This is a genomic window from Synechococcus sp. H55.7 (assembly GCF_047462395.1).
Classification (GTDB): Bacteria; Cyanobacteriota; Cyanobacteriia; order Thermostichales; family Thermostichaceae; genus Thermostichus.
Map to the genome: position 1 here is coordinate 1 of NZ_JANSJD010000006.1, position 21,104 is coordinate 21,104.

General features: G+C 60.5%; 20 protein-coding genes and 1 tRNA gene. 3 read left to right on the plus strand and 18 right to left on the minus strand.

The annotated features are described in order from the left end of the window. Positions 1-332: 332 nt before the first annotated feature. Positions 333-405 (minus strand) — tRNA-Glu (locus NW851_RS04085). 318 nt (positions 406-723) lie between these two features. On the opposite strand from NW851_RS04085, the gene NW851_RS04090 reads away from it, so the two are divergent. Then, positions 724-1,452, plus strand: a complete 729-nt coding sequence (locus NW851_RS04090) for an HAD family hydrolase (RefSeq protein ID WP_414337123.1) — start codon at positions 724-726, stop codon at positions 1,450-1,452. A 13-nt stretch (positions 1,453-1,465) separates the two neighbouring features. Further along, positions 1,466-3,118, plus strand: coding sequence for a gamma-glutamyltransferase family protein (locus NW851_RS04095; protein WP_414337124.1), 1,653 nt, complete (start codon positions 1,466-1,468; stop codon positions 3,116-3,118). 5 nt (positions 3,119-3,123) lie between these two features. On the opposite strand, the gene fabG is transcribed toward NW851_RS04095, so the two are convergent. From fabG to NW851_RS04110, 3 genes are all read right to left on the minus strand, one after another. Beyond that, entirely contained in the window at positions 3,124-3,867 is a 744-nt protein-coding gene (gene fabG / locus NW851_RS04100; RefSeq protein ID WP_414334828.1) for a 3-oxoacyl-[acyl-carrier-protein] reductase, read from the minus strand. 306 nt (positions 3,868-4,173) lie between these two features. Further along, positions 4,174-4,884: a class I SAM-dependent methyltransferase gene (locus NW851_RS04105; protein WP_414334816.1), complete on the minus strand. Its 711-nt coding sequence runs from the start codon at positions 4,882-4,884 to the stop codon at positions 4,174-4,176. A 49-nt stretch (positions 4,885-4,933) separates the two neighbouring features. Next, entirely contained in the window at positions 4,934-5,881 is a 948-nt protein-coding gene (locus NW851_RS04110) for a sugar phosphate nucleotidyltransferase (RefSeq protein ID WP_414334817.1), read from the minus strand. A gap of 119 nt (positions 5,882-6,000) precedes the next feature. On the opposite strand from NW851_RS04110, the gene NW851_RS04115 reads away from it, so the two are divergent. Next, complete coding sequence (locus NW851_RS04115) at positions 6,001-6,924, plus strand: NAD(+) kinase (protein ID WP_414334818.1); 924 nt, start codon at positions 6,001-6,003, stop codon at positions 6,922-6,924. Between the two features lie 14 nt (positions 6,925-6,938). Here NW851_RS04115 and NW851_RS04120 read toward each other — a convergent pair whose 3' ends face one another. The 14 genes from NW851_RS04120 to NW851_RS04185 all read right to left on the minus strand — a co-directional run bounded on the left by NW851_RS04120 (position 6,939) and on the right by NW851_RS04185 (position 21,054). Continuing rightward, a complete protein-coding gene (locus NW851_RS04120; RefSeq protein WP_414334819.1) occupies positions 6,939-8,078 on the minus strand; it encodes a glucose-6-phosphate dehydrogenase assembly protein OpcA in 1,140 nt (379 codons plus the stop codon). Between the two features lie 125 nt (positions 8,079-8,203). Next, positions 8,204-9,802 (minus strand): glucose-6-phosphate isomerase, encoded by a 1,599-nt coding sequence (locus NW851_RS04125; RefSeq protein ID WP_414334820.1) that lies wholly within the window; start codon positions 9,800-9,802, stop codon positions 8,204-8,206. 46 nt (positions 9,803-9,848) lie between these two features. Continuing rightward, on the minus strand, positions 9,849-10,367 hold the full coding sequence (gene folK, locus NW851_RS04130) for a 2-amino-4-hydroxy-6-hydroxymethyldihydropteridine diphosphokinase (protein ID WP_414337125.1): 519 nt from the start codon (positions 10,365-10,367) through the stop codon (positions 9,849-9,851). Next, on the minus strand, positions 10,364-10,735 hold the full coding sequence (gene folB, locus NW851_RS04135) for a dihydroneopterin aldolase (RefSeq protein WP_414337126.1): 372 nt from the start codon (positions 10,733-10,735) through the stop codon (positions 10,364-10,366). Before folB ends, folK begins: the two co-directional genes overlap by 4 nt. Further along, positions 10,722-11,624 carry a dihydropteroate synthase gene (folP, locus tag NW851_RS04140; RefSeq protein ID WP_414334823.1) on the minus strand — a complete coding sequence of 301 codons (903 nt, stop codon included), beginning with the start codon at positions 11,622-11,624 and terminating at the stop codon, positions 10,722-10,724. Before folP ends, folB begins: the two co-directional genes overlap by 14 nt. 520 nt (positions 11,625-12,144) lie before the next feature. Next, complete coding sequence (gene ychF / locus NW851_RS04145) at positions 12,145-13,236, minus strand: redox-regulated ATPase YchF (RefSeq protein ID WP_414334824.1); 1,092 nt, start codon at positions 13,234-13,236, stop codon at positions 12,145-12,147. A gap of 231 nt (positions 13,237-13,467) precedes the next feature. Further along, positions 13,468-14,862: a 23S rRNA (uracil(1939)-C(5))-methyltransferase RlmD gene (gene rlmD, locus NW851_RS04150; RefSeq protein WP_414334825.1), complete on the minus strand. Its 1,395-nt coding sequence runs from the start codon at positions 14,860-14,862 to the stop codon at positions 13,468-13,470. Between the two features lie 22 nt (positions 14,863-14,884). Further along, positions 14,885-16,072: a GNAT family N-acetyltransferase gene (locus NW851_RS04155; protein WP_414337168.1), complete on the minus strand. Its 1,188-nt coding sequence runs from the start codon at positions 16,070-16,072 to the stop codon at positions 14,885-14,887. 210 nt (positions 16,073-16,282) lie between these two features. Continuing rightward, a complete protein-coding gene (locus NW851_RS04160) occupies positions 16,283-17,341 on the minus strand; it encodes an ATP-grasp domain-containing protein (RefSeq protein WP_414337127.1) in 1,059 nt (352 codons plus the stop codon). 45 nt (positions 17,342-17,386) lie between these two features. Then, on the minus strand, positions 17,387-18,118 hold the full coding sequence (locus NW851_RS04165; protein ID WP_414337128.1) for an alpha/beta hydrolase-fold protein: 732 nt from the start codon (positions 18,116-18,118) through the stop codon (positions 17,387-17,389). 155 nt (positions 18,119-18,273) lie between these two features. After that, positions 18,274-18,924, minus strand: coding sequence for an LON peptidase substrate-binding domain-containing protein (locus NW851_RS04170; RefSeq protein WP_414337129.1), 651 nt, complete (start codon positions 18,922-18,924; stop codon positions 18,274-18,276). A 114-nt stretch (positions 18,925-19,038) separates the two neighbouring features. After that, positions 19,039-19,557, minus strand: a complete 519-nt coding sequence (ruvC, locus tag NW851_RS04175) for a crossover junction endodeoxyribonuclease RuvC (protein ID WP_414334759.1) — start codon at positions 19,555-19,557, stop codon at positions 19,039-19,041. Continuing rightward, complete coding sequence (gene pgsA / locus NW851_RS04180) at positions 19,532-20,044, minus strand: CDP-diacylglycerol--glycerol-3-phosphate 3-phosphatidyltransferase (RefSeq protein ID WP_414337169.1); 513 nt, start codon at positions 20,042-20,044, stop codon at positions 19,532-19,534. The genes ruvC and pgsA overlap by 26 nt, the downstream gene beginning before the upstream one ends. 77 nt (positions 20,045-20,121) lie before the next feature. After that, positions 20,122-21,054, minus strand: coding sequence for a nucleoside hydrolase (locus tag NW851_RS04185; RefSeq protein ID WP_414334757.1), 933 nt, complete (start codon positions 21,052-21,054; stop codon positions 20,122-20,124). Positions 21,055-21,104 lie beyond the last annotated feature (50 nt).

The window sequence follows — 21,104 nt, forward strand, 5'->3', positions numbered from 1 at the left end:
AGTGCTTGTGCAAAAGCCGACAAGGTTGCCTCTAGCTTCACGGCTTGCGAAGCAGACACCTTGAGCTTGCAGGAGATGGTCAAAACTTGGGTCATGCTACAACTATACGTCGTCCGCATTCCTCCCGACCCTGACCCTACGGGTACAGGGCGGGGCTCCTGTGGTTTCTAGCTGAAAAACAAGCCGTAAGTCTCTCGCCCCCAAGTCCCAAGCGATTGGACAACCGGGTCTGGCCTCAGCTCAAGTTGCAACAGGAGGCCGAGAACTTCCCTCGGCTCCTGGGCTGCCTGGAGTTGTTGTAGGGTTCATTTTCTCCGCCGGCCATTGCGCCATACCCCCAAGGGGATTCGAACCCCTGTCGCATCCGTGAAAGGGATGTGTCCTAGGCCTCTAGACGATGGGGGCGCTCATAAATGCAGCGATCCTAATCCTAGAGAAGGAGGGACGAGCTTGTCAACTTGACACGCCCCCACCCAAACAAGAGATTCTTGCTCCTGCTTCTGCGGCTGCGCTTGGCTGTTCCAGGTCGCCTCAGGCGTTCCTCCGCTTGCCAAGGTGCGGCGGGAATTTCTCTTGGCTCCTGTGTGGGGTGATGCTGAGTTTGCAGACTACGGTGAGGATGTGAGACAGTTTCAGGCGGTGAAGTGATGGCTGCAACTGGAGCATCCCTTGCTTCATCTCTCCAGCCTACGGAGGCAGGGGACTCATGCCATTGGACTGCTTATGCAACCCAAAGTTCTATTGCTGGGCAACGCTGGCACGCACGGGAACTGCGCCGCTGACGCAACTGCCGGCCTGCTTTTGGATATGGACGGGGTAATCGTGGATTCGGAGCCGATCCACGCCCGCGCCGGAGTCATCGCCCTGCAGCGCTGTCAGATCTCTCTGGATCTAGCTCCCATCTCCCTGCAGTTTAAGGGGCGCACCGACCAGGACATGTTCGAGTATCTCGTAGAACACCTGACGGACACCCCGCCTGCGGAACGATCCCTGCTGGTGCAGCGTTTGATCGAGGAAAAGGCCAAGGCTTTTGGAGAACTACTGGGAGAGGTGCCGCTGGTGCCAGGGGTGCTGGAGTTTTTGGCGGCTAGCCGCCGCCGCTTCTCGGCCCTCGCCCTCACCACCTCGGCCACCCGTCGGGATCAAGAGCAGATTTTCCAGCGCTTTAACCTGCACCGCTGGTTCGACGCCGTGATTACTGCCGAAGATATTCGGCGGGCCAAGCCCGACCCCGAGCCCTATTTGAAAACGGCTGCCAAGGTGGGCTTGGATCCCAGCCGGTGTTTGGTGGTCGAAGACTCCACCCACGGGATCCGCGCCGCCAAGGGGGCCGGCTGCTTGGCAGTTGGCCTCACCACTGCTTTCACTGCCGAGGAACTGCGCCGGGCGGGGGCCGATGCGGTGGTGAACAGCTTTGCCGAGTTGGCAGCACTTCTGAGCTTGCCTGTATAGGGAGCACAGACCCATGCAGGAGCCTCTCTCTCCAGCACCGGTTTTTTTACGGCAGGCCCTGGATCGCTATCCATTTGCCTCGCGGCGACGGGTGGTGATGGGCAAACGGGGAGCCGTGGCCACCAGCCAACCGCTGGCAGCAATGGCGGGTATGGAGATGTTCTGGGCCGGCGGCAATGCCGTGGATGCAGCCGTGGCGATGGCGGTGGCTTTGACGGTGGTGGAGCCGACTTCCAATGGCATTGGTGGCGATGCTTTTGCGCTGGTGTGGGAGGGAGGGGAGAAGGGCCGGCTGTACGGCTTGAATGCTTCCGGTCGCAGCCCAGCTGCCCTGACGCCGGAGCGCTGTGTCGGCCAGATTCCCGCTTACGATTGGTTGGCAGTAACGGTGCCGGGGGCTGTTTCGGCTTGGCAAGCCTTGCACCGGCGCTGGGGACGGCTGCCCTTCGAGCGCCTGTTTGGGCCCGCCCTTCGCTTGGCCTGCGAGGGGTTTCCGGTTTCTCCCCGGATTGCCCAACTGTGGCAGGCGGCGGAGGCCACCTATTTGCCGCTGCCAGATCCCCGCCACGAGGCCTTCAAAGCCGTTTTTTTCCCCCAGGGGCGTGCTCCACGGGCGGGGGAGCGCTGGAGCAGCCCTCTGCATGCACAAACCCTGGCGGAGATTGCCCATAGTGGCGGCGAGAGTTTTTACCGGGGGGAGCTGGCGGAGAATCTGCTGGCTTTTTCGGATGCCACCGGCGGTCTCCTGTCCCGCGCCGACTTGGCAGAACATCGGGCCGACTGGGTAGAACCCATCCATACCGATTACCGCGGCTACACCGTCTGGGAGATCCCCCCCAATGGCCAGGGCATTGCCGCCCTGATGGCCCTCAACCTTTTGGAGGGTTTTGAGCTGGGTCGGATCCCCTACGAGGCCGGCGAGCGCTATCACCTGCAGATTGAGGCGATGAAGCTGGCTTTTGCCGATGTGAGCCGACAGGTAGCGGATCCCGACTATCTGCGGGTGAGTCCCGCCCAAATGCTGGATAAACGTTATGCCCAGCAACGGCGGCTGTTGATCGGTTCTAGGGCAATCCCCTTGGCTCAGCCAGGGCTACCTCAGGGGGGAACGGTTTACTTGGCCACAGCTGATGGCGACCTGATGGTGTCTTTGATCCAATCCAACTTCGACGGCTTCGGCAGCGGCCTGCTGGTTCCAGGGACAGGGATTGCCCTCCACAATCGCGGCACCGGATTTACCTTGGAACCCGGTCATCCCAACCAGGTGGGCCCGCGCAAGCGCCCCTACCACACGATTATCCCCGCCTTTCTTTCCAAAGATGGGATCCCCCTCGGCCCTTTCGGTGTCATGGGAGGGACGATGCAGCCCCAAGGCCATGTGCAGGTGGTGGTGAATCTGGTGGATTACGGCCTGAACCCCCAAGCGGCTCTGGATGCGCCCCGCTGGCGAGTGCTTCTCGACCAAGGGATCCCGCAGGTGGCGCTGGAGAGCACGGCCCCCCCTCAGGTGGTGGGAGAGCTTGCTGCGCGGGGCCACGCGGTGCAGGTGGTAGCTGCAGAAGAGGACTACGGCCTTTTTGGCCGGGGACAGATCATCTTTCGCGATGGGGATCACTTAATCGGGGCTTCCGAACCCCGTGCCGATGGGTTGGCCCTGGCCTGGTAGAAGGATCAGCTCATCACCATGCCACCGTCGATGGCGAAAACCTGCCCGGTGATGTAGGCTGCCGCCGGGTCGGCCGCCAAAAAGCGCACCAGCCCCGCCACTTCCGCTGGGGATCCCAGTCGCCCCAGGGGGATCTGCGCCAGGATAGGGCCGGGATCCAACTTCTCGGTCATCTGGGTGGTGATAAAGCCGGGGGCAACGGCGTTGACGGTGATGTTGCGGCTGGCCAGCTCGCGGGCTGCTGTCTTGGTCAGACCAATCACCCCTGCTTTGGCGGCGCTGTAGTTGGCCTGGCCGGCGTTGCCCACCAGGCCCACCACCGAGGTGATATTGATGATCCGCCCCTGCCGCTGCTTGACCATGATCTTGGCGGCTGCCTTCAGGCAGAGAAAGACGCCGGTGAGATTGAGATCCAGCACCGCCTGCCAATCTTCCGGCTTCATGCGCAGCAGCAGGGTGTCGCGGGCCATGCCGGCGTTGTTCACCAGCACGTTCACCCGCCCCCAGCGCTCCATCACCTGCTCGAAGAGCTGCTCCACTTCTGCCGGCTGGGAGACATCGGCGGCCACGGCCATCCCTTCTCCCCCCAGGGCGGCGATCTCCTGCACCAGCGACTCGGCCTCGGCGGCGGAGCGGGCGTAGTTGACGACCACCTTGGCGCCAATCGCCCCCAAGTGCAGGGCAACGGCCCGGCCAATGCCCCGGCTGGCTCCGGTGACCACCGCCACCTGGTTGTGGAGCGAAGGCAAGGGGAGAAGCTCAGACATAAGCGGCAGGTTCCTCGTTGTTGGGACAGCCGCAACAGTATAGGATGCTTTGGCTGTGTCTGGGGCCAGGTTTTTTGTCCACTCCCCACCCTTCTCCTGAGGGAATAGTAAACCGGGGGGCTGGGCCAGATTCAGGATAGCGCTCCGCGCCGCTGGCGCGTTCGTGACAGCGTTGCAGAGCAATAACGACGCCGCAAACTGTTTCATTGATAATTGATATTTGAAACGACTATAAAAGTTATCTCAATATCTTGCAAATGCTCGGCTACTTTCCCGCTCATGAGCATGTCAAGGTTTGCGCTGAATCCAATAGGTGGTAAACAGTTCGCCACCGGCCTGTTTCTGAATTTTGCCCCCTAAGTCTGCGATGCGTCGCTCCCACTCTGTTAGGGGAGTGAAAATCGGTTCGGTGCCTTTGAATAGCTCGATGAGACCCCATTGTTCTGCCCACACCGAGTCAGGATTGACCACTTCGATGATCACCGGCGCAGCCGGTCGCAACACCCGCAGCAACTCTGCCCAAACCGCGTCGAAGTACTCAATCGGGTAGTAGTACAAAAATCCGGTGGCGATGGCCAGATCAAACTGCTCCGGCTCGTAGTTTTCCAGATGGTGGGCGGATCCCTGTTGCATCGACTTGAATAGCTTGGAGTTGAGCTGAGGTGCTCGCGAGCGAATAAAGCGTACGATCTCGCCACTCAGCTCATGGCCGTAAAAGTGGGCTTGCCAATCGTTCCAGGGATAAGTCAGGAAGCTCACCCCACAGCCCAAATCCAGGCAGGCTTCCCGTTTTTTGGGGGCACGCAACTGCCAAAAGGGGATCCCGAGGCGCTCTTGCAGATGATCTCGCTGCTGGGCTTGCCAAAAGGGCAGTTGCTCCAGATCTGGGGGAAGTTGCCAGCCTGGCCGACCCAGTTGCATTTCCAGCTCTCGGTTGAAGCGAGCGGCTACAGAAGCCAGGTAGGGATCCCAGCGTTCCCCGGTTTGCGGTAGCTCCATCTTTGGATGGCTTTTTTGTGGATGGTTGTGGACTTAACTGGCACTTAACCTACACTACCAAGACCCTTGACCCATAGGCTCCCGGCTGCAGGGATCCATTCACCCAACTGTGGCTGCCGAGGATGGTGCCGGCGGGGACTTGAGCTTGGGATCCCAGACAGGTGTGGGCGCCGATGTAGCAGGGGGCGTGCAGTTGGGCGTTGGGATGGATCTCAGCCGTTTTGTGCACCCATATCCCCGGCGCTTGTTCTTCCACATCCTTCAGGGGAAAATCCGTCATCCGGCCCAAGAGAATGTCCAGTTGGCCGTGGTAGTAGCTGGCCGGCGTGCCCAGATCCCGCCAGTAGCCTGCATGAAGGTAGGCTTGCATTCGTTGCCCTCGCCGGAGCAAATCAGGAAAGACGCGCCGCTCGAAGCTGAGGGGATCCCCGCTGGGGTAGTCTTTGAAAATGGCCGGATCGAGGACATAGGTGCCGGCGTTGATCGTGTTGGTGGTGAGGGTGAGGGCTTCGGCAGGGGTGGGCTTTTCCCGAAAAGACTGGATCTGGCCCCCTTCCCCCACTTCCACCAGGCCATAGGCGGTGATGTCCTCCACGCGGGTGAGGGTGAGGGTGGCAACGGCCTGGCTCTGCAGGTGGCATTGCATGAGCGCCTGCAAATCCAGATCCGTGAGGATATCGGCATTGAAGACCACCAAGGGATCCCCGCTGAAATAGGGCTGGGCCAGCACCAGGGCTCCTGCTGTATCCAAAGGCGTCTCTTCGGCAAGGTAGCGGAGCTTCACCCCCCAAGCAGCGCCATCTCCCAAAGCAGCCTCAATTTGTTGGCCCAAATACCCCACGCTGAGCAAAATGTCCGTCAGGCCGGCTCGTCGGCAGCGCCCCAGCAGCCATTCCAAGAAAGGCACCTCCAAAAGGGGCAGCAAAGGCTTGGGTTGCACAAAGGTAAAAGGCCGTAAGCGAGTGCCTTTCCCGCCCGCCAAGATCACCGCCTGCATACCCCCCCTCAACCCTAATTCCCTACCTGTAATATAGAGCAGCGCTTTGTCGGCGATCTGGCCGGCAGAAGAGCCTACAGAACTGATAGAGTTTTGGCACCTCTGCCTTGCCACCGCCCATGACCAAGCCCAAAGCCGGGATCCTCTACAACGATGCCAAGCCCGCCGCCAAACGCAGCAGCGAGGCCCTCTCCCGCTGGTTTCAGGAACAAGGCTGGGAAGTCTGTGTGGCCCCCAACTGGGGCGGCATCCTCGGCTACGCCAAGCCCGATAGCCCCATCTGCCTGACCAAAGTGGATAGCCTGGCCCCGGCTGGATTTGACGAGACCATGAAATTTGCGGTGGTGCTGGGGGGAGATGGCACCGTCTTGGCAGCAGCGCGGCAACTGGCCCCCAAAGGGATCCCCCTGTTGGCGGTGAACACAGGCCACCTGGGCTTTTTGACGGAGACTTACCTTTCTCACCTAGAAGAGGCTGCCAGCGCCGCCATCGCCGGGGAGTACACCCTGGATCGCCGCAGCATGTTGCTGGTGCAAGCCTACCGAGGGCAGGAATTGCGCTGGGAGGTCTTGAGCTTAAACGAGATGGTGCTGCACCGGGAGCCTTTGACCAGCATGTGCCATTTCGAGATCACCATTGGGGATCACTCTCCCCTGGATGTAGCTGCCGACGGAGTGATTTTGGCTACCCCCACCGGCTCGACGGCCTATGCCCTCTCGGCGGGCGGGCCGGTGATCACGCCGGGGGTGCCGGTTTTGCAGTTGATCCCGATTTGCCCCCATTCCATGGCCTCGCGGGCCTTGGTCTTCCCCGATTCGGAGGAGGTGTGGATCAGCCCCGTTACTCCTCAGCCGCTGGTTTTGGTGGTAGATGGGAATGCCGGCTGCTACATCCTGCCGGAAGACCAAATTCGAGTGGTGCGTGCCCCTTACTGGACGGATCTGATGCGCCTACGCCGACCGGAGTTTTTCCGCGTCATGCGAGAGAAGTTGGGGTGGGGACTGCCCCATGCTTCTAAGCCCACATCGGTGGAGTTGCCTTGAACCAGAAGCAGATCTCAGCTTTTGCCCAGCTTCAGCATCTGATCCACCACCCCCAGCGTTTCTTCGTAGAGGTAGTCGGGGCCGGGCCGCTGCAACTCAGCGGCCAACAGGGTATCGAGGGAATCCTGCTCCAGGGGAGCCACCTGGCGAATCACACATCTCTGAGCGCCCCCCATGGCTTCCATGCGCATACACCCTGTGGTTTCCGAACACAGCACGGTACAGGCATTGGCTTCTTGATTGCTGGCGGTGAGGCGCAGCCCGATGAGATCCCCCGGCTGGCTGATTTCCGAGGCCAAGGGCACAGCGGCCAATTCCGCCATCACCTGGCCGCCCGTTTGGGTTTGAAAGCAGAGGCGGTCGATCTTGTAATCGTGTTCTTGAGCCTGAACCCGCTCTGTGGGCGTCCACCCCAGGCGACCAGCCAGCCAGCCCAAAAAAAGGAACGCCTGGCAGGGATTGCCGGCTTTGTAGTCGAGGGTCACGCGATCCACAAGGTATAGGGACTCCCGCCGGTCGGGAGGGTCAAAGGCTTGGGCGGTGAGTTCCTGCCAGGGCAGCAGCCGCCGCCAGTTAAGATCCCCGCAGTGGCGCCCCTCGCCGACCAAGAGGTGGATCTCCTGCAGATCTTCTTCTGGATTGACAAAGCCGCGCGAATCGACGATGACCCGGTTGCTGAGGGCCACCAATTTTTGAAACAGCAGGCTGTTCAAGTCCAGATCCCCTTGCCACCACAAAAAGGTGGGCAAGTTGGGGATCAGCAGGGAAGCGATGGTGCTGCAGGCCCGCACAAAGGCCGATTCCGGCGCCTTCAGGGTGATGTATTCGCAACAGACCAACGAGCTGCGCTGCTCGCGAGTTACCGGACAATAGGCGGCCACCTGGGCCTCGATGGTGTCGTCTGCGGATCCCGCCCGTTTGGCTCGCAGGTCGATGACGCGACAGGGGTTCTGGGTGGCAATGGCCTCGACGGTGGGGGAGGGCAGCAACAGCGCGTCGTCCAGAGATTCATAGACCACTAGGGTAAAGGTGGCGGCGCGGGCGGCAACGCTCTCTCCCTTAGAAGACCAGATTTTGTTCAGCTCCTGCTCAATATCCTCGATGGAGACATCTTTCGGGGTTTGCAAAGGCAGGACGGCGGTGGATTGATCCATGGTCTCCTCCTGGAGCGGGCTCTTGCTCGATTCTAAGCAGATGGGCCGGCTGGCCGGGAAGGGTTTAAGGTGGGGTACAGATTGGCCGGCTCCAGCTTCTGCACCCGATCTGCGAAACAGCAGGCTCAGGCGGGCCGGGGCTGGATGGTCAGCTCTGAGGGACGGGCGGGATCCCCTACCAACAGCACGCCGCGACCGTTGGCGTGCAGGTGCCGCACAATCCAGTACAGGGTTTCGATGCGCTCCGGGCAGCCTAGTTTTTCTGCCAACTGGGGCAAAGTCAGGGATCCCTGCTGCGCCTGTACCGTCTCCAGCACCCGCCGTTGCAGCTCCAAGACGGCGCGGGCGGCTTTTTTGCCTGCCTCTACCCCCGGTTGATGGTAGGCGTTGATCCGGATGAGAGAAGCATAGAGGCCCACGGCTCGTTCGTAGAGGGCGATCAAGGCCCCCACTGAGCGGGCATCCACCCGTGGCAGCGTCACGGTAATGGAGTCGCGCCCGTTTTCGTAGAGGGCCTGGCGGGTGCCCTGCAACAGGCCGTCCAGGTAGTCGCCGCTGGTTACCTGCGGCTCCACGAAGGGGGAAGGGATCCCGGGCTCTCGATCCTGGAGCACCTCGATGAAGGTAACAAAAAAGTTGTTCAAACCATCCCGCAACTGCTGCACGTAGGCGTGTTGATCGGTGGTGCCTTTGTTGCCGTAAACGGCGATGCCCTGCTCCACGCGGTTGCCGTTCAGATCATGGGATTTGCCCAGGGATTCCATCACCAACTGTTGTAAGTAGCGGCTAAACAGCAGCAGGCGATCCTTGTAGGGCAAAACCACCATATCTTTGCGCCCTTGGCCCTGACCGACGATGTACCAAGCCATGGCCAGCAGGGCGGCAGGATTGCGCTCCAGGTGGGGCAGGCGGGTGGCTGCGTCCATGGTGGCGGCCCCGGCCAGCAAAGCCCGGATGTCGATCCCCTGCAATGCTGCCGGCAACAGGCCCACCGCCGAAGTTTCGGAGGTGCGTCCCCCCACCCAGTCGAAGATGGGGAAGACCGCCAGCCACCCCTCTTGCCGCGCCTGTTGCTCCAATTGGCTGCCGGGCCCGGTGATGGCCACCGCATGGTCAGAAAAAGGGATCCCGGCCTTTTGGTAGGCCAGCTTCACCTCCACCAAGCCATTGCGCGGCTCTGGGGTGCCGCCGGATTTGGAGGTGGTGATCACCAGGGTTTGTCCCAGCTTGCCCGCCAGCCGTCCCAGCACCCGATCAAACCCATCGGGATCCGTATTGTCGATGAAGTGGATATTCAGAGGAGGGTGCAGAGGAGCCAGGGCCTCGGCCACAAATTGCGGCCCCAGAGCCGAGCCGCCGATGCCGATGCAGAGGAGCTCGGTGAAACGCCCCCCGCCGCTGGCCGGGATGGCTCCACGATGGATCTGTTGGGCAAAGGTTTCCACTTGCTCAATGCAATCCTGAATGGCCTGCCGGATCTCCGGGGTGGGAGCCAGCTCCGGCGCCCGCAGCCAATAGTGGCCCACCTGGCGGCCTTCGTCGGGGTTGGCGATGGCCCCGGCTTCCAAAGCCTGCATCTCGGCAAAAGCCTGGGCAAAGCGAGGCCGCAGCGCTTCCACCTGAGGAGGAGTCAAGCGGATGCGGCTGATATCGACGAAAATCTCCAGGCTGGGATGGTAGTAAAGCCAGTTGCAGTAGTGCTGCCAGAGTTGAAGGCCGTCCATGGGATCCTTTTCGCCAAAAGCCGTAACCAGCTTACCAAACCCTTCTCTACTCCCAGCCGAGGGTCGTGCGCTCCAGCCAGGATCGATCCAAACTGACCAGCGCCTCTTCGACCCCGACGCCCGTCTCAGGGTGACGCCAGTTGGGGGCGATCTCACACAAGGGAGCTAAGACAAAGGCACGTTCCATCATGCGAGGGTGGGGCAACGTCAGCTCGGGGCTATTTAGGATCCGGTTGCCCACGGCCAGCAGATCCAAATCCAGAGTTCTGGCCTCCCAGCGGATGCGCCGCACCCGCCCCGCCTCCTGCTCGATGGCCAGCAGCGCCCCAATCAACTCCAGAGGGGACTGGTAAGGGGGAAAGGGATCCAACGCCACCACGGCGTTGAGGTAGTCGGGCTGGCCGGCTGGCCCCCCTTGGGCAGGGCTGCGGTAGAGGCTGGAGCGAGCCACCACCTGGCCCAACCTGAGCAACTTCTGCCCAGCCGAGCGCAATTGCCGCAGCGGATCCCCCAGGTTGCTGCCCAGGGCAATGTAGGCCAGGTCGGGATTCATGAGGCTTCTCATCTGCTGACGGATCGCCAGCGGTCGATCTCTACGTAGACATCCCCAAACAGCCCCGGCAGGGGAGCTTGGGGCTTGTGCACCCGCACCGTCAGGGCCTCCAGTTGGGGATAGCTCCGCCACAGCCGCTCGGCAATCTGGTCTGCCAAGGTCTCGATCAAGCGGTAGCGCCGCTCGGTCACCTCTTGCCGCACCACCTCATACACTTGGGCGTAGTCCACCGTGCCAGAGAGGTCATCCTGGATCGGGGCCAGGGAAAGCTGCATCTCCACATCCACCACAAAGCGCCCGCCCAAAACCGCTTCCTCAGGGCGGTAGCCGTGGCGGGCATGAAAGACAAGACCCTGCAGCACCAACCTAGCCTGGGTCACGGTGGAGACCTTCCCAAACAGCCAGGGCGGAGACATGAGCAGGGACGTTGTGGACTCGCACCAAGGCAGCACCCTGGCTGGCGGCAAAAAGATGCACGGCCACGCTGGCGCTATCCCGCTCTTTGGGCACGGCGATGCCGGCCAGCTTGCCCACAAAACTTTTGCGGGAGGCCCCCACCAACACGGGGTAACCGCAGGCAACCAGCCGTGGCAGGGCTTTGAGCAGGGCCACATTCTGCTCGGCGGTTTTGGCAAAACCCAAGCCGGGATCCAAAACCACGCTGGGCACACCGGCCGCCAGAGCCCGCTCCGCCTGGGCCTGCAGAAAGCCAAAAACCTCCCCCTCCAGGTCGTCGTAGTCGGTCTGCTGCTGCATGGTGCGCGGCTCTCCCCGCATGTGCATGATCACCGCCGGCACCCCCTTCTCGGCGCACACCTGCATCATCTGCGGATCGCGCAGCCCGGTGACATCGTTAACGATGTGCGCTCCCGCGGCCAGGGCCGCCGCCGCCACCTCCGTTCGGCGCGTATCGACGCTGATGGGGATCCCGGATCCTTCCAGGGCCCGGATCACAGGCAAGACCCGGTCGCATTCCACCTCCACGGATACCGGCTCCGCCCCCGGACGGGTGGACTCGCCGCCGATATCCACAATCAAGGCCCCCGCCGCCGCCATGGCCCTGGCTGCCTGTACGGCTGCTTCCACGGATCCCCACTGGCCGCCGTCGCTGAAGCTGTCAGGGGTTACATTCAGCACCCCCATCACCGCCACCCCGCGCCACGAGAGGCGGTAGCCCTCGGCCACCTGTTCGGCCCTGGGCAGGGGACGCCGAGAAGTTAAGCCGGTAACACGTGTAAGCAGTAGACCATGATCCCGTGCAACAAGCATGTCGCCTTATGCTGCTGGAGCAGAGACATTTTTCTGTAGCTCAGGATACTACAGCCTAAGCTCTGCACCTGCCTGAAATCCAATAAAGCGCTTTGGCCTCTCCAGCTTTTAGGAGCAAGCTCAGGGAAGATCTCCCACCGGCTTAGGCGCGGGGGGTGGCCTGAGCCGGCAGAGAAGCTCATCCCGTTCTAGAACATGATGTCGTCTTCCGAACGACCCCAGATGCACCAAATGATAGAGGCAAAGATCGCCATGTAAACCCAGGCCATCGGGCTATATTGCAGCAGATCCATCAATACATCCCTAAAACATTTGTTTATCTAGTCCAATTATTGTGATGTTTCGTTACAGCGTCAACAGTTCTCTCAGGAAAAAGCTCCTCCTCAGGCCAGACCGGAGCTGTGCTGGGATCCCTTGCCGGAAGGGGGCTAGGTTTTTTGGCCTACAGGGTATGGGCAGATTCTCAGTGCTGAGCAAAGCCGGTTGCCTGAGAGAAAGGCAGGGGGAGCTGGACATGAGCCTAGACATTGAAGCGGAAGTGCATCACATCCCCTTCCTGCACCACGTAGTCTTTGCCCTCGCTGCGCACCAGGCCCTTCTCTCTGGCGGCATTCAGGGATCCCGCCGCCACCAGATCGGCATAGGCCACCGTCTCGGCCCGGATGAAGCCCCGCTCGAAATCGGAGTGGATCACGCCGGCTGCCTGGGGGGCTGTGGCTCCGACGGGGATCGTCCAGGCGCGGGTTTCCTTGGGGCCGGAGGTGAAGTAGGTGCGCAGGCCCAGCAGCTCGTAGGTGGCCCGGATGAGGGATTTCAGCCCGCCTTCTTTCACTCCCAACGAATCCAGATAGGCCTGTCGCTCCTCAGGGGGCAGCTCCACCAGCTCTGCTTCCACCTGGGCTGAGACCACCACCACGCCCGCCCCTTCCGCCTTGGCAAACTGGCGCACCTGCTCCACCCAGGCATTGCCGCCGGCCAGATCCGTTTCCGCCACGTTGGCAGCGTAGATCACCTTCTTGCGGGTGAGCAGCCCCAGCCCTTTGATCAACTGCTCTTCTTCCGGGCTGAGGGGCACCAGCCGGGCCGGTTTGCCCTCGTCCAGAGCGGCCTGCAGCTTCTCCAGCGCCTGCAGCTCCGCTTGGGCAGCTTTGTCGGATTTGGCCTGCTTGCGCACCCGTTCCAAGCGCCGCTCGATCTGGGCCAGATCCGCCAGGGCCAGCTCCAAGTTGATGACGCCGATATCCCGCAGAGGATCCACCGAGCCGGCCACATGCACGATGTTTTCGTCCTGGAAGCAGCGCACCACATGCACCACGGCGTCCACCTGGCGAATGTGGGAGAGAAACTGGTTGCCCAGCCCCTCTCCCTTGCTGGCCCCTGCCACCAGCCCGGCAATATCCACAAACTCGATTTGGCTGGGGACGATCTCGGCAGAGCCGCTGATCTTGGCCAGCACCTCTAGGCGCTCATCCGGCACCGCCACCCGCCCCACATTCGGCTCAATGGTGCAAAAGGGAAAGTTGGCCGCCTCGGCTTTGGCATTTTCGCAGAGGGCGTTGAACAGAGTCGATTTGCCTACATTGGGCAGGCCGACAATTCCAGCTCTGAGCATCGAGATCGCGGAGGAAAAAGCTAGGGTAACGGCAAGGGGATCCGTTGCAAAACTTTAAGATCACTATTTTGACGTTAGCATTTGTCGCCTCCGGCTGGAGCACCTTCCCCGGTGACAGATCCGCTCCCTCACCCCCAACCCCTCTCCCAGCCCTCACCCCCAGCCCTCACCCCCAGCCCCTCTCCCAAAGGGAGAGGGGGGATAGGCGGAGAGAGGTTTTTGGGGTTGCCCTTAAACCCGCTCCAGAAAGGCGACTCCCTCTACATGCCCGGTTTGGGGAAAGAAGTCGGCAGCTCGCCATTGGGTTAGGTGGTAGGATCCCTCGGCCAGCAAGATTTGTAAGTCGCGCGCCAAGGTGGCCGGGTGACAGCTAATGTAAACGAGGCGCGGTGGCCGTCGCAGCTTTAAGATCTCGAGCACTTGGCGGTCGCAGCCACGTCGCGGCGGATCCAGCACCACAATGTCGGCAGGGGGCAGGGTTGGCAAAACCTGTTCCACCGTGCCCTCGAAAAACTGGACAGCAGAGAGGTTGTTGAAGCGAGCGTTGTAGCGGGCCTGGGCCACCGCTTCCGGCAACGCTTCCACCCCCATCACCCGTTTGGCCCGTTGCGCCAGCAGCAAGGTCAGGGTGCCGATGCCACAGTAGGCGTCCAGGACGGTCTCCTCTCCCCGCAGGTTCAGTTGATCGACTATCCAGGTAAAGAAGGCCTCCGCTTGCTCGGTATTGACCTGGAAGAAAGAGGTGCTGTCGATCCAGAGGGAAAAACCGGCAAATTCTTCCCGCAGGGATCCCCGACCGGCAATCACCTCCGTTTGCGGGCCAAAGATGGCGTTGGTGCGGGCCGGATTGAGATTGAGACAGACCCCCACCAGGTCGGGGTAGCGCTGCATCCAGCGTTCAGCCCAGCTTTCCAGATGGGGCAGGTCGCGGCTGCAACTGACCAAGGTCAACAGCACTTCGCGGGTACGGCGACCGATGCGCAAGCCCAGGTGGCGGAGATGGCCCTGGTGGCGGCTTTCGTCATACACGTTCCAGCCCGTTTCCTGGAGATCCCGCTTGATCTCTCTCAGGAACACGTCCAACCGCTCATCCTGCACGGGGCATTGGTTGAGGTTCACCAGGCGGTGGCTGCCCCGTTGGTAGTAGCCCACGCGCAACGGCTGGCCTGCCGCTTTGGCAATGGGGTAGGTGACCTTGTTGCGGTAGCGCAGCGGCTGCGGGGATCCCAAAATGGGGACAGGCTCCGGCAGGGTAAGGCCGCCAATCCGTTCCAGCGCATCCCTGAGGATCTGCTGCTTGGTGGCCAGTTGCTGAGCGTAGCTGACGTGTTGCCATTGGCAGCCACCGCACTTGTCAGCCACGATGCAGGCCGGTCGCACCCGTTCGGGAGAGGGAGTCATCAACGACCGAATTCGTCCGACCAAATAGTTGCGCTTGATCTCGGTGATCTGGGCCACCACCTGATCCCCCGGCACCGCCTGGGAGACAAACACCACCCGCCCTTGTCCCAGTCCCGCCGTGTGGGCAATGCCATCTCCTTGGGGGGTCAGATCCGTGATCTCCAGGGATAGGAGAGCGCCGGGTTTAACGGGATCCAGAAAACCAGAAGGGAGCGGCTGTTCCATTAAGCTGTTTCGCTAGAGTGGCTTATTCCTGGGTCAAAGCAGACAGAGAAGGCAAAACATCCTCTCGAAAAGGAACCTCATTTTGATTGACATTCTCCAGCTCGGCCAACATGAGAGGGTTAACCCGATTCAAATAAGGCACCAAAACCTGTTGCAGCCGTGGTCGATAAAAACGGTGGTAGCTGTACACAGGCGTAGCCGGAAATCCCCGCCGGATCTTATGGGATCCGCCGGCGCCGGGATCAAAGTTGCGGATCCCTTCGCGGATGGCCAGGGCAATCGGCTCGTAATAGCAAACGTTAAAGTGCAAAAACTTCACCTCTTCCCGACAGCCCCAGTAGCGACCGAATAGGCGATCTTCTTTACGAACACAAAAAGACATCCCCAGAATTTCTGTATTTCGTTCCCCGGCCACCAGCACCAGCCGCTGCCGATAGTTGGGATAGAGAGATTCAAAAAAGCGGCGGTTGAGATATTTGCTCCAGTTCCAGAATTGAGCGCAGGTGTTGCTGTAAAAATCATACATGAGAGAGAGCAGGTGCGGCGTGATCTCCTCTCCTGTGTAGATCTTGAGTTGTATGCCGCTTTTTTCCATCGCAGCCCGCTCCCGCTTAATGTTGCGCCGCTGGTTGGCATTGAACTGGCTCAAAAAGTCCTCGTAAGAGCGGTAGCCAGGGTTGTGCCACTGGTAGTTGTGGGTGATTCGAGGCGTCAATCCATCCGATTCTAATTGGGCCCGCCAGTCCAAATCCACATAAAGTAAGCTAAACACCGAAATATCATTATCTTGGCAAAAGCGGTCGATAATGGCCAACATCAACGGCCACACTTCTGCTGCCGAGTAGTCGGGGTGGACGAGAACGCGATAGCCGGTGGCCGGCGTAAAGGGGGCCATGCCGATCAACTTTGGGTAGTAGCGTTCCCCCAGTTGGCCGGCAACCGCAGCCCATTCTTGGTCGAAGATAAACTCACCCTGGCTGTGGCTTTTCAAATACAAGGGGGCAGCGGCGATCAATTGCCCCCCCGACTCCACCAACAGGTGACAGGGCAACCAACCCTTGTTGCGGCTGGCACAACCGGAAGCCTCTAAGCTGTGCAGCCATTCGTATTCCAAAAAAGGAGAGGTGCGCTCCGTCTGCAAAGTGTGCCAGGCAACCGCCGGGATCTCGCGAATATCGTGGCACCAGCGCCATTTCAAGCCGGTTGACATTTGCCTGCCCAGATAGACCAACTCGCCCTGCAGCTGCGTCAGCTTGGCTGTCCCCATACTCCTTGCAGAGAGGATCCGCCGCCTTTAAGTTCAACACGGGACAGGATCCCTGCGCTTGCTTGCCTGCTTAACCCACATAATATGTACAAGATTGGAAAACAGAGAACTGCTCCTCGACCCGGCGCCAGAGGGTACCTTTGTTAACGTATTTTATTCGCGATCCCTGGGCTCGTAGTAGTGGTTGGCCAATTCCAGAGCCATCTGAAACTTCTGCTCACGGGTGAGGTCGGCCTGCCGGGCGATCTGGGCAAAGCGGTTGACATCTGGGGGCAAGAAGTCGAAAGGCCGCTGTTCCCGCACAATATCTACGACCAAATCGCAAAGGGCCTGCTGGTAATCGTTGTAAAAAATCTCCCCCAAAGCCTTGAGGCGGCCATCGGGCACCGGATTGTTAAAGTCAATGGCTTGCAGCTCCCCTTGCTCGTCGATAAACAGCTCCACCGAGTTCATTTCATAGCCCAACGCCCGATTGATAATCCGGCACGTATCGATAACTTTTTTGCCCATCTCTGGCGTGAGAAACTCTGGATCAAATAAGTACTCGCTGGCATCGAACTTGCGAAAGATGTATTTAATGGGGATGATCTTTCGGCCAATGCAGAGGGCGCGAATCTGCCAGGGATAGGGGCTTTTAACCTTCTCCTGGAGCATCATCACCTGGGATCCGGAGCGGTCGTAAAAGTAGAGGAGCTGCTCCATGCTATAGGCAATTTCGACCCCGATGGCCTCCCGTCCCTCCGCCGGTTTGATGACAATCGGCCAGCCGAGATCTTCTGCCATCCCCTGCCAATCGAAAAACTTGTGATACTTAAAGTCTTCTGTTTTCAAAGCCGGAGCTTCCTTGGGAGGTAGAATGTAAGTCTTTGGAATGGAGATCCCCAGCTCTTTGACCACCATGTAGGCGGCATCTTTGTTGCGCAAGTAGTAGTAAAAGCTGAAGGGGTTGTTGATGATGTATACTCCCCTGAAGGCAAAGCCCATGAACAGGCCAATTGCTTGGGGGTAAAGGTAGCTGAAGCGGTCTAGGATGAGGCGGTACTTGGTGCGGTAATCCAGGTTCACCTCGTGGATGGTGACATGTTCCGCCCGGATCTTGTAGGCTTGGCCGTTGTGGGCTTGAACGGGGGGAAGAGCGTTGAGGCGGGCCAGGGTGTCGTCCCCAAAAGGCTCGCTGAAGTGCAGGCTGCCAACCCAGTAGTCTTCGATCATCCAGGCTCCCTCATCAAAAGCTCTCTCAATCCTCTGCAAGGGATCCTACGCGAAGGCGCGGATTTGGGCTTGCCAAGTGGGCCAGTCGTGATCCCCTTCCCACACCTCCAGGTGATGGGGGATGTCGTTGCGGCGGAGGACTTCTGCCAGGCGCAGGTTGTCGTTGAGGCAGTGATCCCGGTGGGCGGTGAGCAGTTTTAGCTCGGTATTTTGCCCGCCCAGTTGATCCCAGAGTTGTCGGCTCATGTTGGACATGTAAGCCAAGGGGTTGATGAAGTACAGCTCCTGCTCCGCCTGCTGGGGATCCCAGCCGGTGATGGGGCCGAGAGCAGCCACATCGTAGGGCCCTCCCAGCGCCAGACAACGGCGCACCAGGCCGGGGTGCCGACAGGTGAGGTTGACGGCGTGGGTGGCCCCCAGAGAGAAGCCTGCCACCACCAGAAAGTCATTTTGTGCTTCTGCTTTGGCATAGGGGATCAGCTCTTCTACCCAGTGCTGCTCCAGCAACAGCCAGCGATCCCGCCGTTGGGGCACGTCCAGCTCGCGGTTGAACAAGGTCTCCCAATCCAGGGTTTCCACGCAAAAAGCCTGCAAATAGCCCTGTTCCAGATGATGGCCGAGGCTGGCGATAATGCCGCGATCTTCCAAGTCGAAAAAACGCCCGTTGCTGGTGGGCAGGCAGATGAGCGGGTAGCCGTGATGCCCAAAGTGGAGCATCTCCATTTCCCGGCCCAAGATCGGAGAGGGAAAACGCAAGTAGCGGCGAGCGTAGGACATGAAAAACGGGGAAGGGATCCTCAAAACATACCCAACTTTCTCTTCTGCGGGGGAAAAGTTGTGCCTTGCCTGGCCAAGAAAGCCAAGCTGCAACCTTAAAATCCACAAGAGTTGCCAGAACAGATGGGAGCAGAGCTGGCCGGTTGACAGGCACCTCAGGAGATTTCTGTAAACAGATCCTTGAGGGCTGTGCGGGCGGCCAGGTGCTTGCGGGTGGACTCGAGAATTTCGGCTTCGCGGCGCAGCCGGCTTTCGGTGTTGACCATTTCCAGCAGCGCTTGCTGCTCCTGAGGGGCTCCCTGGAAGTGGCTGGCCACCCAGTAGGACAACTCTACAGGGGTGGTGGGAAGCTGCTCCGGCAGCTCGGTATCGCGCTCCATCAATTTGCCCGAAAGACGCACCACGTCCTGCAGGAGAGTCGTAACCTGGCGCGCCCAGCTCTGCAGCTCCTCGGAAGAGGTGGTCGGCTCATCCTCGATCCATTCCACCAGCCCCACCCGGAAGGGCTTTTCCCGCACGTAATCCAGGACGCGGAAGCGCTGCTGCCCCAAGGTCAAAATGTCCATGCGGTCATCCGGCAACCGCTGCACCTGCAACACCTCAGCACAACAGCCTATCCGCACCGGGGATCCCGTCTGGGGATTGAACATCAGCACCCCGAAGCGGCGATCCGTCTCCAGGATGGTGTTGATCATTATGCGGTAGCGGTACTCGAAAATGTGCAGCGGCAGGGGGCGGCCCGGAAACAGTACCACCTCCGGCAAGGGAAACAGGGGCAGCTCGCGAACATCCACGGAAGAAGGCATAGGGCTTGTGCTTCTCGCTGTACTGAGTCTAGCCCATCTTGAAAGGCCTTCGGCCCGCCAGCGCGAACGGCCAATCTGGTCGCCTTTGCTGAAGTCGAACGGGGCCGGGATCCCTCAAAAGAAGCGGTGGTGCCAGACCGTGATGGCGATAGCCAGGGCATCGGCGGCATCATCCGGACGGGGCAGGTTGGGCAGGTTGAGCTCGCGGGCCACGGCGGCTTGTACGGCCTGTTTGTCGGCGCGTCCGTAGCCTGTCAGGCTTTGCTTGACTTGGGCAGGGGTAAACTCCACCGGCACCAGGTGATGTTGGGCCAAGGTGAGCAGGATCACGCCACGAGCTTGAGCGATGGCAATGGTGTTGCCCATTTTGTAGAAAAAGAGCTTTTCCAGCCCCACCTGATGCGGGCGCAGTTGGCACAGCAACTGGCTCAAGTCCTCGTACAGCGTTTGCAGCCGTTCCGGCATCGAGTGTTGGCTAGGGGTGCTGATCACCCCATAATCCACGGGTTTTAACCCGGCAGATCCCGCCAGAATGCAACCAAAACCCAAAGTTCCCAGGCCCGGATCCAACCCGAGGATGCGCTGCTCATCATAGCGCTCCGCGCCGCTATCGCGACGGGGAGGATTTGGCAACACCATCGTTGTGCAAATAGGTCAGGCCAGAGATCAGGGTGAGAACCACCGCCACCCAAAAACAAGGGATCCCGCCCGGCCACCCCAAAATCAGCAGAGCAATGGCCAGGATTTGGGTCACGGTCTTGGCTTTGCCCCAGAGATTGGCGCCGCGGATTTGGCTTTGGTTAGCCCGCCAACCGGCAATGACCAGCTCTCGCCCCACCAGCAAAAAGACTCCCCAGGCCGGGATCCGCCCCAACTCCAGCAGGCCCAGCAGGGCCGCCACCACCAGCAGCTTATCCACCAAAGGATCCAAAACTTTGCCCACATCGGTGATCAGCCCATAGCGGCGGGCCAAGTGGCCGTCCAGCCAATCGGTTGCCGCCGCCAGCAAAAACGCCCAGAGGGCCAGCCGCTCTCCCAACGGGGATCTCAGGCTCAGCCCCAGCAAAACAAAGGGGATCCCTGCCAACCGCAGCAGGGTAACGGCGGTGGGCAGGTTCACCCACGCCAGTTTGACACTTTGGACGGCGCCGGGATTGTCCACCTCAGATCTGGCCTCAAGGATAAAGTTAACCAGAATTATCGGTAACGGCCCAGGCGCTCGGTGAGCAGGTGGTAGAACCCTTCAGGATCTACTCCAAAAGCCACCTGGACATTGGCGGGACGGCCGCTGGATCCCCAGCGATCCACCACCGTCCGGCCCAGGTTCAAGGGGCTGGCCGTTTCCACCTCGACATAGCAGGGCTTGAGTTCAAACAACTGCGGCTGCAAGAGGTAGGCGATAACACAAGGGTCGTGCAAGGGCCCCCCCGGCAACCCGTAGCGCTCCACATCGACCTTACCGTAAAAGGTGAGCATGTTGGCCACCGTCTGCCCCACCTGGGTGTTGAGGGCGCGAATCCGCTCGATCCGCTCCGGCGTGCTGAGGACTTGTTGGGTGACGTGCAGACCCAGCATCACCACCTCTGGGATCCCGGCGCTGAGCACGATCTGGGCGGCGTGGGGATCGGTGAGGATGTTGAACTCGGCTGCCGGGGTGACATTGCCCTCAAAGGCAGATCCTCCCATGAACACCAGCCGCCCGATGCGCTCCACAAGCCGGGGCTGCTGCACCAGGGCCACCGCCAAGTTGGTCATCGGGCCCAGCAGCGCCAGGGTAACCGGCTCAGGGGCAGCCATCAGGGTCTCGATGAGAAATTGCACCGCGTGCCGGGATCCCAGCGGCATCTGCGGCTCCGGCAAATTGGCGCCGTCGATCCCGCTTTTGCCATGCACGTCCTCAGCAGTTTCCAGGGGGCGCAAGAGGGGGCGAGGGCAGCCGGCATAGACTCCCATCTGCGGCTGACCGGCCAACTCGCAGATCTGCCGCGCGTTGCGGCTGGTCTTCTCCACAGAGACATTGCCAGCCACCGTGGTAATGCCCAGCAACTGCAGCTCAGGTGAGGCCATCGCCAGCAGCAGGGCCACCGCATCGTCTTGGCCGGGGTCGCAATCGATGATCAGGGGCACCATAGGGATCCCGGTAGCGGCTTACTCCCCCAGTGTAGGCTTTTCTGCTGCGC

Excerpts from the sequence above, each read along its gene's own strand:
- NW851_RS04090 (WP_414337123.1), top strand. The coding sequence starts at position 724 with ATGCAACCCAAAGTTCTATTGCTGGGCAACGCTGGCACGCACGGGAAC.
- NW851_RS04095 (WP_414337124.1), top strand. The coding sequence starts at position 1,466 with ATGCAGGAGCCTCTCTCTCCAGCACCGGTTTTTTTACGGCAGGCCCTG.
- NW851_RS04105 (WP_414334816.1), bottom strand. The coding sequence starts at position 4,884 with ATGGAGCTACCGCAAACCGGGGAACGCTGGGATCCCTACCTGGCTTCT.
- NW851_RS04110 (WP_414334817.1), bottom strand. The coding sequence starts at position 5,881 with ATGCAGGCGGTGATCTTGGCGGGCGGGAAAGGCACTCGCTTACGGCCT.
- NW851_RS04115 (WP_414334818.1), top strand. The coding sequence starts at position 6,001 with ATGACCAAGCCCAAAGCCGGGATCCTCTACAACGATGCCAAGCCCGCC.
- NW851_RS04120 (WP_414334819.1), bottom strand. The coding sequence starts at position 8,078 with ATGGATCAATCCACCGCCGTCCTGCCTTTGCAAACCCCGAAAGATGTC.
- NW851_RS04125 (WP_414334820.1), bottom strand. The coding sequence starts at position 9,802 with ATGGACGGCCTTCAACTCTGGCAGCACTACTGCAACTGGCTTTACTAC.
- folK (WP_414337125.1), bottom strand. The coding sequence starts at position 10,367 with ATGAGAAGCCTCATGAATCCCGACCTGGCCTACATTGCCCTGGGCAGC.
- folP (WP_414334823.1), bottom strand. The coding sequence starts at position 11,624 with ATGCTTGTTGCACGGGATCATGGTCTACTGCTTACACGTGTTACCGGC.
- ychF (WP_414334824.1), bottom strand. The coding sequence starts at position 13,236 with ATGCTCAGAGCTGGAATTGTCGGCCTGCCCAATGTAGGCAAATCGACT.
- rlmD (WP_414334825.1), bottom strand. The coding sequence starts at position 14,862 with ATGGAACAGCCGCTCCCTTCTGGTTTTCTGGATCCCGTTAAACCCGGC.
- NW851_RS04155 (WP_414337168.1), bottom strand. The coding sequence starts at position 16,072 with ATGTCAACCGGCTTGAAATGGCGCTGGTGCCACGATATTCGCGAGATC.
- NW851_RS04160 (WP_414337127.1), bottom strand. The coding sequence starts at position 17,341 with ATGATCGAAGACTACTGGGTTGGCAGCCTGCACTTCAGCGAGCCTTTT.
- NW851_RS04165 (WP_414337128.1), bottom strand. The coding sequence starts at position 18,118 with ATGTCCTACGCTCGCCGCTACTTGCGTTTTCCCTCTCCGATCTTGGGC.
- NW851_RS04170 (WP_414337129.1), bottom strand. The coding sequence starts at position 18,924 with ATGCCTTCTTCCGTGGATGTTCGCGAGCTGCCCCTGTTTCCCTTGCCG.
- NW851_RS04185 (WP_414334757.1), bottom strand. The coding sequence starts at position 21,054 with ATGGTGCCCCTGATCATCGATTGCGACCCCGGCCAAGACGATGCGGTG.